Below are 11,857 nucleotides of genomic sequence, written 5' to 3' on the forward strand. Positions count from 1 at the left end.
GCCGCTGCGCGGCGCCCCGGAATGACGCGGTGCAGCCATCTGTTTTTCCGATAATGGCTTCGTCAATCCCGCTTGGACAAGGACATCCGCGCTTCGCATAGTTTCGCTGTCGGATCTCGCGCCCGTGTTCGGGTGCGCGAAACAGGAGACGGCCCGCGATGACGCAAGGCGCGACTGAGCTCGGCGCGACGCACCCCCGCTTGCGGATCGGCATCGACACCGGCGGCACCTTCACGGACATCGTCGCGGTCGACGCCGCCTCGGGCGCCATGCGGGTCACCAAGGTGGCGTCGACGCCCAAGAATCCGGCGATCGGCCTGGTGCGCGGCGTCGTCGAGATCCTGAAAGCCGGCGACGCCGGCATCGCGGACGTGGCGGGCCTCGCGCACGGCACCACGGTGGCGACCAACGCGCTGCTGCAGGGCGCCATCGACTCGCTCGGCCTGATCGTCACCGAAGGCTTCCGGCACATTCTGGAGATCGCCCGCCAGTCGGTGCCGGACGGCTACGGCAACTCCTATTTCTGGGTGAAGCCGGAGCGGCTCGTGCCGCTGCATCGCGTGAAGGAGGTCGGCGGCCGCATGGACTTCCTCGGCCGCGAGCTGCGCCCGCTCGACGAGGAGAGCGTCCGCGCCGCGGCGCGCGCCTTCAAGGCGCAGGACATCCAGGCGATCGGCATCTGCCTGATCCACGCCTATGCGAATCCCGATCACGAGCGCCGCGTCGCCGCGATCGTGGCGGAGGAATATCCCGAGGCGGTGCTGTCGCTCTCCTGCGAGGTGCTGCCCGAGTACCGCGAATACGAGCGCACCGTCACCACGCTGGTCGACGCCTTCGTCAAGCCGCATGTCGGCCGCTACCTGCGCCGCATCGCCGACGAGCTGGGCGCCGAGCTGCGGGAAAAACCGTTCCTGGTGATGCAGTCCTCGGGCGGCGTCGCCGGCGCCGAGCAGGTGATGAGGAAGCCCATCACCACGGCGCTCTCGGGCCCCGCCGCCGGTGCGCTCGGCAGCGCCGTGATCGCCGAGCTGGCCGGCTTCCCCGATCTGGTGACGCTCGACGCCGGCGGCACCTCGACGGATCTCTGCCTGATCGAAGGCGGCCGCCCCACCGTCACCAATGGCGGCTCGGTCGGCCCGTTCCCGGTGCGCGTGCCGATGATCGACATCAAGACGATCGGCACCGGCGGCGGCTCGATCGCCTGGATTTCCCGCGAGGGGTATCTGCGGGTCGGGCCGAAGAGCGCCGGCGCCGATCCGGGGCCGATGTGCTACCCGAACGGCGGCGCGGAGCCGACCATCACGGACGCCAATCTGGTGCTCGGCCGCATTCCGCCCGCGCTGATCGGCGGCGGCATTCCCTTGGATCGCGAGCGCGCCCGCGCCGGCCTCGCGGCGCTCGCCGCGCGGTTGCCGGGCGGGATGAGCCCGGAACGGCTCGCCGAGGGCATCATCGAGATCGCCAACTGGAACCAGGCCAACGCCATCCGTCAGATGACGATCCAGCGCGGCATCGATCCGCGCGATTTCGCGCTGCTCTCCTTCGGCGGCTCCGGCCCGGCGCAGTCGCCGGCCGTGATGGCGCTGATCGGCATGAAGGCCTGCATCGTGCCGCCCAATCCCGGCAATCTGTCGGCCTTCGGGCTGCTGGCGGTCGACTGGCGCACCGATCACATCGCCACCAAGGTGATGCCCGAGAGCGCCATCGATCCTGTCGTGCTGGCCGCCACCTATCGGGGCCTCGAGGAGGACGCGAGGAGCACGCTGGAGCGCGACGGCATCGCGGCGGACCGCGTGCGGCTCGTGCGCGAGGCGGACGTGCGCTACGCCGGCCAGTCCATGGAGGTGCGCGTCGTCGCGCCCGCCGGGCCGGTGGACGAGGCCTTCGTGGCCGGCCTGATCGACGCCTTCCACGCCGCGCATGAAAAGACCTTCGGCTACAACTATGCCGGCCGGCAGAAGGTGGAGCTGGTCAACTTCACGGTGTCGGGCTTCGGCGTGATCGAGCGGCCCGCGATGCCCAAGCTGCCGCCGCGGCGCGGCGCCGCGCCGGTGCCGGCCCGCCGTCCGGTGTGGTTCGACGGCGCCTTCGTCGACACGCCGGTGTTCTCCCGCGCGACGCTGGCGCCGGGCGAGACGATCGTCGGGCCGCTGGTGGTGGAAGAGTTCGGCTCCACCACGGTGGTGTATCCGGGCCAGGCTCTCACTGTGGACCCGCACGGGATCCTGATCGTCACGAGCGCACGGGGCGGGGAGGGCGCACGATGACCATGCAGCCCCGCGACGTGATCAGGTTGGCAGAGCGCACGCCTCCACCGCTCCCTCCCCCCTGGTGGAGGAGGGACGGGGAGGAGGGTGAGCCCCGTATGCCGAGCCGAGTCGCTACCCCCCTCCCTAGCCCTCTCCCACAAGGGGGGAGGGAACGCGCTGCGACGAGCCGCGATCGCATCGGCAATCACGAGCGGGGGCGATAATGGACATGATGACCACCACGGCCGCCGCCGGCACCATCGTCGATCCGATCGTGCTGCAGATCGTCGAGGGGACGCTCAACTCGATCGAGGCGGAGATCGAGTATGCGATCGAGCGCACCGCGCGCTCGCCGATGATCCGCGAGGCGCACGACTATCGGGTGGGGCTGTTCGACAAGCGGTGCCGCAAGCTCACCGGCCGCTCCTATTCGGCGATGCCGAACGCCGTGGTGCGCGATTTTCCGCTCGAGACCATGCGGCCGGGCGACGTCTATCTGATGAACGACACCTATCTGACCGAGGGCTCGATCGGCCACCTGCCGGATCTGTGCTCGACCGTGCCGGTGTTCCACGACGGCGAGGTGGTGGCGCTCATCCAGGCCTTCGGTCATCACGACGACATCGGCGGCCGGGTGCCGGGCTCGATGCCGGGCACCGCGACCTCGGTGTTCGAGGAGGGCCTCGCGGTTCCGCCGATCAAGTTCTATTCGGAAGGCGTGCGCAACGAGGCGGCCTTCACCATCATCAAGCGCAACACCCGCGTGCCGGAGATGCTGGCGGCCGATCTCGACTCCGAGATGCAGGCCTGCCTGATGGGCGCGCGCCGCATGGCCGAGCTCTTTTCGCGCTTCGGCCGCGACACTGTCGAGGCTTGCTTCCAGGCGATTCTCGACAAGTGCCGCGACGTGTTCGCTCGCGAGCTGCTCCCGAAGATCGCCGACGGTGAGTATGTCTGGGAGGACTATGTCGAGCACGACGGGCTGACCGACCCGAAGCTGCACAAGATCGCGCTGACGATGATCAAGCGCGGCGACAAGATCACGCTCGACTTCACCGGCACGGATCCGCAATCCACCGGCCCGATCAACTGGCCGGCCGACTACGCCGACGGCGCCTTCCTGATCAAGTGGATCGCGCCGATCCTGCGCAATCTCGCCGACACGCCCGAGCGCGCCGCCGAGATCGACGTCAACGAGGGCGTCTGCGAGGTCTTCGACGTGATCTTCCCGCCCAAGGGCACGCTGATCACGCCCGAATGGCCGGCGCCCACCAATGCGCGGAGCTTCGTGCTGCTGCGCTGCCTGTGCCTGCTCGCCGGCGCGGTGGCGCAGGCGGTCGACGGCCGCATTCCGGCCGACCAGGAGACGATTCGCTACACCGGCTTCTTCGGGCTCGATCGCGACGGCAAGCCGTTCTTGTCGCGCGAGGTTCTCGGCGGCGGCTCGGGCGGGCGCTTCTATGCCGACGGCAACGACGCGATCCACATCGTGCCGGACTCGCGCAACCAGCCGGCCGAGTTCACCGAGACGCGCTTTCCGCTGCTGGTCGAAAAGCTGGCGCTGCGCACCGACTCGGGCGGGGCCGGTTATCGCCGGGGCGGGCTCGGCTACGAGAAGCATTATCGCGCGCTGGTCGACTGCCGCACCATCGTCACGGCCGATCGGGTGCGGCTGGGCTGCTACGGCGTCAAGGGCGGCCAGGCCGGCCAGCCGTTCTGCGTCACGGTCGATCTCGAAGGCGAGGCCAGAAAGCTCGGCGGGCTGGTCGACGGCGAGCCGGTGAAGGCGGGGCAGGTGGTCCGCGTCGTCACCACGGGTGGCGGCGGCTGGGGCGACCCGCTGGAGCGCGAGCCCGAGCGGGTGGCGCGCGACGTGACGGAAGGCCGCGTCTCGCATGACGCAGCGCGAAACGCCTACGGCGTCGTTCTGATCACGACGGCGCAAGGCGTTGCGTCCATCGATACGGCTGCGACCACCGCACTGCGGGATGAAATGAGGTTGCGGCGATCCTCGCCGCTGCCGATGATCGACCGTGGCCCGGGTTTCGAAGCGATGCTCAATGGATCGAATCCCGATCCGTCCTCATCCTGAGGAGCCCGCGCAGCGGGCGTCTCGAAGGATGGGGCGGCCCATGGTTCGAGACGGCGCTGCGCGCCTCCTCACCACGAGGCCGATCAGCGGCGGAAGAGACGAAGCAGGAAGCGTAAGGAACAAGAATGGCCATCGAAGTCGCCAAGATCGAGATCAAGAGCGTGCAGGACGCCTCCGGGCTGGACGCCTGCATCGATGCGGGCCGGTTCTCGGCCGACCAGGTGGTCGCCGTGATCGGCAAGACCGAGGGCAACGGCGGCGTGAACGACTTCACGCGGCTGTTGTCGGATCAGGCGTTCCGGCGCGTGCTGCTGAAGAAGGGCAAGCGCGGCGAGGCCGAGATCGCCGGCATCCCGATGGTGTGGTCGGGCGGCTGCGACGGCGTCATTACGCCGCACGCGACCGTGTTCGCCCGCACGCCGGCGACCGGCCCGGCCGACAAGGCCCGCCTCGCCATCGGCACTTCGCTCAGCGAGGAGCTGCTGCCCGAGGACATCGGCCGCCCCGCCATGGTCGAGAAGGTCGCGGCGGCCGTGAAGGCGGCGATGCGCGACGCCGGCATCGAGAATCCCGAGGACGTGCACTACGTCCAGACCAAGACGCCGCTCCTCACCATCGACGCGGTGCGCGACGCCGAGCATCGCGGCCAGACGGTCGCCTGCGAGGTGCACGACTCGATGGGCGTCTCCAACGGCACCACGGCGCTCGGCATCGCGGTGGCGCTCGGTGAGATCGCGATGCCGGAGGCGGAGGAGATCTGCCAGAATCTCGATCTCTACTCGTCGGTCGCGTCGTGCTCGTCCGGTGTCGAGTTGACCAGGGCGCAGATCGTGCTGCTTGGCAACAAGCCGGGGGCAGGGGGGCGCTACCGGATCGGCCATGCGGTGATGAAGGACGCGCTCGACATCGACGGCATCTACGACGCGATCCGCGACGCCGGCCTCGACCTGCCGGAGCGGGCCCGCGCCGCCGACCTCGACGGCCGGCTGGTCAACGTCTTCATCAAATGCGAGGCGGACAAGCGGGCGAGCCTGCGCGGCCGCCGCCAGATCATGCTCGACGATTCCGACGTGCATCACCACCGCCACGCCAAGGGCGCGGTCGGCGGGGTCGCGGCGGCGGCGATCGGCGATCCCTGCGTCTTCGTGTCGGTGGACGCCATGCACCAGGGTCCGCACGGTGGCGGCCCGGTGATCGCCATCGTCGACGTCGGGGAGTGACGAGGTCTTGCCTGTCGCCGGCGTCCGCCCTCGTCCTGTCGCGGTCGCGCCGCGACCGTCTCGACGGGCGGGGGCGGCCCCGGATCCGGGTCGAGCCGAGGCCACATGGTCCGGGACGCACTCCTTGGGAGCGCTCCTCACCATGAGGAGACCGGCCGGGGCGCGGTGCCGGCGGACGGCGACAAAGACGCGCCTTACGTGGCACGGGCCTTGCTTGGAATACAGAGAATCCGGAGTGCGGCTCGCCGCCTCCGGGACGTCCGAGAACCACCACGTCCCGCCTCGTTCATCCACCACGGACCGGTCACGATGATCAGTGCCAGGACTCACGGGAGCCGTCAGATGAAGATGTTCGCGAAGATCGGGGCCGTCGTCGCCGCCCTGCTTGCATGGGGCCTGTCGGGCGCCCCGGCGGTGGCGCAGGACAAGGTGAAGGTCGGGGTGTTCCCGATCTCGTCGTCGCTGCCCTATTTCGTGGCCATCGAGAAGGGCTACTTCAAGAGCCGCAACATCGAGCCGGAGACCATCACGCTGATGGGCGGCCCGGCCAATGTCGCGGCGCTGATCACCAACCAGATCGAGGTCTCGGCCGTGCTGGTCACGCTCGAGGGCCTCAACGCCAACGTGAAGAAGCCGGGCGTCGCCATGTATGTCGCGATGCACAGCCAGACGCCCGACTACAAGATGGAGCAGTTCGTCATCCGCACCGGCCTGGTCGACAAGGTGAAGGAGCTGAAGGACCTCAAGGGTCTCAAGCTGATGTCGGCGCCCGGACCGGCCAACCTCAACACCGCCAAGGGCGTGCTCGCCAAGGTCGGCCTGAAGGACGGCGACTACACGATCGACCAGCTCGACATGGGCCAGCACGTGAACGCCATGAAGGCCGGCACGTTCGACGGCGGCTACACGCTGGAGCCCGGCGCCACCATCATGGAGAAGATGGGCGTCGCCAAGCGGCTCGAGGCGGGCGTGATCTCGACCTACATCCTGGGCAACCCGAAGGCCGATGCCTTCGCGGCCGGCTGCGCCTTCACGACCGACTTCATCACCAAGCGTCCGGACGTGGCCAAACGCTTCGCCGACGGCTGGGCCGAGGCGGTCGCCTACATCAAGGCGAACCCGACGGAGGCGCGAAAATACCTCGCCAAGAACACGATGACGCCGGACAACGTCGTCGACGAGGTGCCGATGCTCGGCTACACGATGACCAAGGACATGACCCCGGAGCAGCTCGGCTGGCTGCAGCAGTTCGCCGATTTCGGCACCGCGATCGGCGTCGTCCCCGAGAAGGTCGACATCAAGAAGATGGTGAAATCGTTCTGATCACGATGGCGTCAGGCACGACCTCGCTCCGTGTCATGGCCGGGCTTGTCCCGGCCATCCACGACCGTGGTCCGCCACGCCGCGAAGACGTGGATGGCCGCGACGAGCGCGGCCATGACGGCTCAGGTGTGCTGAGGCTGGCATGAGCCTCTGGATGGAACACAGGTGATGGACGCCACCTCGGACACCTTCGTCTCGTCGCCGACGGACTTCCCCTCGACCCCGCCGGTCGGGGGCGCCGGCAAGCGGCCGCACGTCACCATCCGGGGCCTCAGCAAACGCTTCGGCAAGACCGTCATCTACGACGACTTCGATCTCGACATTCCGCGCGGCGAGCTGATCTCGGTGTTCGGGCCGAACGGCTGCGGCAAGAGCACGCTGATCAACATGATCGCCGGGCTGATCCCGATCGACGCCGGCCGCATCCTGTTCGACGGGATGCTGCTGTCGGAGATCAAGTTCGGCTACGTCTTCCAGAACTACCGCGAGGCGCTGTTCCCGTGGATGCGCGCCTTCGACAACATCGCCTATCCGCTGAAGCTGATGAAGGTGCCGGCGGCGGAGCGCAAGGCGCGCACCGAGGCGCTGGTCGAGCGGCTCGGCGTCAAGATCGACCTCAATCTCTATCCGTATCACATGTCGGGCGGCCAGCAGCAGCTCGTCTCGATCATGCGCTCGCTGGTGGTGGAGCCGGAGATCCTGTTCCTCGACGAGCCGTTCTCGGCGCTCGACTACGAGATGACGCTGTTCATGCGCGAGCAGCTCCAGAAGCTGTTCATCGAGAGCGGCACCACCATGGTGCTCGTCTCGCACGACCTGGAGGAGGCGGTCTATCTCGCCGACCGGGTGCTGCTGCTGTCGCGCCATCCCGCCCGGGTGGCCGATTTCATGCCGGTCGGCGTGCCGCGTCCGCGCGGCGACGAGACGCTGTCGGATCCCGAGTTCGTGCGGCTCAAGGCGCACTGCCTCGAGGTGTTCCAGCGCGAGGTGAGGCGAGGATGATCCGCAGGCTGGACGCGTTTCTGCCGTTGATCGGCGTCGTCGGGCTGCTGGCGATCTGGTCGCTGGTGACCAGCCGGCAATGGGTCGACCCGGTGCTGCTGCCGTCGCCGGCCGAGACCTTCAAGGCGTTCTGGAAGGGGATGGACGGCGGCGCGCTCGGCTTCGACTTCGTCAAGACCGTCTATCGCACCACCATGGCGACCGCGATCGCCGCCGTGATCGCGATTCCGCTCGGCATCCTGCTCGGCTCGTCGGAGCGGCTCTACCGCTCGCTCGAGTTCGTCATCGACTTTTTCCGCTCGACCCCGGCCTCGGCGATGTTCCCGCTGTTCCTGGTGCTGTTCGGGGTCGGCGACGAGACCAAGATCTCGGTCGCGGCGTTCGGCGCCATCCTGGTGATCCTGTTCAACGTCGCCTACGGCGTGATGAACGCCCGAAAAACCCGGCTGCTCGCCGCCAAGGTGATGGGCGCCTCGCGCCTGCGCGTGCTGTTCGACGTGATGCTGCGCGAGTCGCTGCCGCAGACCTTCGTGGGGCTGCGCAACGGCGTCTCGCTGGCGCTGGTCATCATCGTCGTGGCCGAGATGTTCATCGGCTCGCAGGACGGCCTCGGCCATAGCGTCTTCGAGGCCCAGCAGTTGTTCGACATGCCCCGCATGTACGCCGCCATCGCGGCGGCGGGCGCACTGGGATACGGGCTGAACCTCCTGTTCCTCACCATAGAACGCCGCTACGTCCACTGGTCGGGGAAGTAGGGCAGAGAGCGACGCGGCACTTCTTCTTCCCTCTCCCGCAAGGGGAGAGGGAAAGGGCGACGCCTTCTCTGCCGCATCGCACAACTCCAAAGGGACGACAAAACGTCGCTCCCCGTTTCTGCGGCGCCTGCGTTGCAGGGGCGTCGGTTCTGCCGGGGCCGGCCTCGTGTAGTCTTCTGCTCCCCATCGCTCGCGGACCCGGGATCCCCTCCCGGGCGGCTCGACCCGACCGCGACAGCCAAAAAGCACTCGAGGAGACAGTCCGCATGGATCGGTATGCGCGCGGCCCCTTCAATGTCGGCTACGAGCAGCGCCTGGACGTCGCCGCACTGCGGCAGAAGCGCATCGCCAAGGCGCAGGAGCAGCGCCGCAAGGCCGGGCTCGACGCGCTGCTGGTCTGGAAGGACGAGAACCAGCGCTACCTCACCGACCTGCGCCCGCAACTGATCACCGGCAAGACCACGGCGCTCAACGGCGCGCTGCTGGTCGAGGGGCAGGCGCCGATCCTGTTCTGCTCCGGCGGCGAGCGCAACCGCGTCGACCTCACCATGCCGTGGATCACGGAGGCGCACACCATCCCGATCATCGAGGAGGTCGCGCTGGTCGACGGCATGGTCAAGGACATCCTGGGACCGGTGCTGAGCAGGTACCGGCTCACCGACGCCAAGCTCGGGCTCGACGAGTCCAACACCGTGTTCGTGAAGGCGCTGCAGCGGCATTTTCCCAAGCTGCAGATCGAGGACGGCGACACCCCGATGCTCGCCGCGCGAAAGCACAAGCTGCCGGAGGAGATCGTGCTGCTGGAGGAGGCGACCGCGATCGCCGACGCCGTCACGGCCTCGGCCACCGCGGCGATCGCCGAGGGCGTGCGCGAATGCGACGTCGCCGGCGAGGCGATGCGGACGCTGTTCCGGCTCGGCGGCGAGTACTCGCACGTGATGACGCCCTTCGTCGCCTCGGGCGAGCACATGGCGCCACCCAACCGCATCTGCAGCGACAAGCTGATCCGCAACGGCGACATCGTCTTCATCGACATCGGCGCGGCGTTCGGCGGCTATTTCGGCGACGTCGCGCGCGCCGTGATCTGCGGCAAGCCGTCCGATCAGCAGCGCAAGATCTTCACCGCCGTCTACGAGGGCCTGATGGCCGGCATCGCCGAGATGCGGCCGGGCCGCACCAACCGGGACTGCACCGACGCGATCGTGCGGGCGGCCGGAAAGTACGGGCTCGACGGGCGCTTCCTGTCGCTGTTCATCGCCCACGGCGTCGGCATCGGCGCCAACGAGCCGCCCTATATCGGCGAGACGCTGCCGGGCGCGCCGACCTACGAGTTCGAGCCCGGCATGGTGTTCGCGGTCGAGCCGCTGATCTGGGTCCCCGGCGTTCGCGGCGGCGGCGGCGTGCGGCTGGAGGACATGGTGCTGGTCACCGACGGCGCCCCCCACGTCCTGTCGCGCGCGCCCTACGACGAGAAGCTGATGCTGGGGTAGGGGGCTCTGGATCGGTCTTGTTCGATGCAGTTCCGCTTGCCTTCGATGCCGTTCTGCTTGCCGCAGCCGGCTCTCTCCCCCCTTGTGGGGGAGAGGTGGAGAGGGGGGTGAGCCACGCCGTCCGAGTCCGCGGCTCACCCCCCTCCCTGTCCCTCCCCCACAAGGGGGGAGGGAACGCTGGAGTCGCGACGCCGATGTGAAGGCCTATCACTTCGCCTTCAGCAGCTCCTCCACCTTCAGCAGGACGAACTCGTTGTCGTCGGCCTTGTTGGGCTCGCGGCTGGAGGAGAAGGGCAGGTTGTTGTCGTTGCCGACGACGATGTGGGTGTCGTCGACACGGTCGACGTTCTCGATGGTGAAGAACGGGAAGGCGAGGGCGCCGTTCGTCAGGGGCTTCCGCGCCTTCTTGTCCGGATCCTGGATCTTCATCAGGTCGATGAAGCCGATCTTGCGCACCGGCTTGCCGACGGTCGCGTCGGAGAGCTCGATCTTGTAGACGCGCTTGAACTTGGCCGGCTGGGCGAAGCAGGTTTCGGCCGCCGCGCCGGCGGTGCCGGGCGGGCAGGCCTTGTCGGCCGTGCCCTCGAAGTCGTCGCGCTCGATGATCAGGCCGCTCGACGCGTCGATCATGTTGAAGTCGCCGATGGCGTTGCCGTTCTGCTCGAACGGGTAGTACCAGAACCGGCCGGTGAACTTCTCCGCCGCCACATCGAACTCGAGGATGCGCGAGGCCTGCTTGCCGTCGAGGTTCTCGAACTCCTTCTTGTCGGCGTCCCACAGCGGGCCTTCCAGCAGGCCGTAGATGAACTTGCCGTCCTTCGACGCGGCGAAGCCCTCGTAGCCCTTGGAACGGCGGGCGTTGAACGGCACGGTCTGTCCCGGTACGCCGGCAGAGCCGACGGCGTAATGGTCGGGTGAGCGCACCGGCTTGCCGTCGGCGACGGTCTCCTGGACGCCGAGGATCTTTCCGCTGCGGTCGGCCTTGATCAGATACGGGCCGAACTCCTCGCCGATCCAGATCACGTCGCCGATCGGCTGGATGCCTTCGGGGTCGAAGTCGGCGCCGGTGAGATAGCGCGTCTCGGTGCCCTCGTGGACGATGCGGAACGGCACCTTCTTGTCGGGGTCGTGCAGGAAGACGGTCTCCAGGCGGTCGACCGTGCCGGCCGCCCAGTCGATCTTGTAGCGGTTGAAGAACAGCATGGCGTCCGGCGAGTTCGCCTTGGAGCCGAAGCCGTTGTCGGCGAGCACCAGGACCGTGCCGTCCGGCATCACCTTGATGCCCGAGTGGCCCTGAACCGGTTGTCCCTTGAAGGGCAGCGCGAGGCCGGTCGGCCGGCCGTTCGACTTGCCCGGCACGCTGCCGATCCCCTCGACACGCTTGCCGGTGGTGAACTTGCCGGAGACCTTCAGGTCGGCCGGCGCATCCGCCGGGGCCTCGATGAAGGTCGCGGCCGGAAACACTGCGTGGCCGGCGAGGACCGCCGGATATTCCTGCTGGGCGAAGGCCGGCGTCGACAGCGCGAGCGCCAGCGCAGCGCCGGCGAGCGTGAGGGTGCGGGTCATGGTGGCTCCCTGAAAAGCGCGATGTGCGCTTGTCGGGCAGGCCCGCTACGCTGGCTTGACGGAGGGACGACGTTTCGGTGACGGGCTCTTCACCTCTCCTCGCGCAGTGCTTTGCCCAAATCCCTTTCGTCGTCCCGGGGCGGCGCAAAGCGCCGAGCCC

The 11,857-nt window shown here is 68.3% G+C and carries 8 protein-coding genes; 7 read left to right on the forward strand and 1 reads right to left on the reverse strand.

What is annotated here, in order from left to right:
- Positions 1–158 precede the first annotated feature (158 nt).
- The 7 genes from CH341_RS21670 to CH341_RS21700 all read left to right on the forward strand — a co-directional run bounded on the left by CH341_RS21670 (position 159) and on the right by CH341_RS21700 (position 10,131).
- Positions 159–2,267: a hydantoinase/oxoprolinase family protein gene (locus CH341_RS21670; RefSeq protein WP_111421062.1), complete on the forward strand. Its 2,109-nt coding sequence runs from the start codon at positions 159–161 to the stop codon at positions 2,265–2,267.
- A gap of 211 nt (positions 2,268–2,478) precedes the next feature.
- The gene (locus CH341_RS21675; RefSeq protein WP_210208513.1) at positions 2,479–4,341 is read left to right on the forward strand and encodes a hydantoinase B/oxoprolinase family protein; all 1,863 of its coding nucleotides are present in this window, start codon (positions 2,479–2,481) and stop codon (positions 4,339–4,341) included.
- Between the two features lie 125 nt (positions 4,342–4,466).
- Positions 4,467–5,561: a cyanuric acid amidohydrolase gene (gene atzD, locus CH341_RS21680; protein WP_111421064.1), complete on the forward strand. Its 1,095-nt coding sequence runs from the start codon at positions 4,467–4,469 to the stop codon at positions 5,559–5,561.
- 342 nt (positions 5,562–5,903) lie between these two features.
- On the forward strand, positions 5,904–6,884 hold the full coding sequence (locus CH341_RS21685) for an ABC transporter substrate-binding protein (protein ID WP_170149746.1): 981 nt from the start codon (positions 5,904–5,906) through the stop codon (positions 6,882–6,884).
- 168 nt (positions 6,885–7,052) lie between these two features.
- Entirely contained in the window at positions 7,053–7,886 is an 834-nt protein-coding gene (locus CH341_RS21690; protein WP_111421066.1) for an ABC transporter ATP-binding protein, read from the forward strand.
- Positions 7,883–8,641, forward strand: coding sequence for an ABC transporter permease (locus CH341_RS21695; RefSeq protein ID WP_111421067.1), 759 nt, complete (start codon positions 7,883–7,885; stop codon positions 8,639–8,641). The genes CH341_RS21690 and CH341_RS21695 overlap by 4 nt, the downstream gene beginning before the upstream one ends.
- Before the next feature lie 266 nt (positions 8,642–8,907).
- On the forward strand, positions 8,908–10,131 hold the full coding sequence (locus CH341_RS21700) for a M24 family metallopeptidase (protein ID WP_111421068.1): 1,224 nt from the start codon (positions 8,908–8,910) through the stop codon (positions 10,129–10,131).
- A 207-nt stretch (positions 10,132–10,338) separates the two neighbouring features.
- On the opposite strand, the gene CH341_RS21705 is transcribed toward CH341_RS21700, so the two are convergent.
- A complete protein-coding gene (locus tag CH341_RS21705) occupies positions 10,339–11,697 on the reverse strand; it encodes an esterase-like activity of phytase family protein (protein WP_111421069.1) in 1,359 nt (452 codons plus the stop codon).
- Positions 11,698–11,857 lie beyond the last annotated feature (160 nt).

It is taken from the genome of Rhodoplanes roseus (assembly GCF_003258865.1).
Taxonomy (GTDB): Bacteria; Pseudomonadota; Alphaproteobacteria; order Rhizobiales; family Xanthobacteraceae; genus Rhodoplanes; species Rhodoplanes roseus.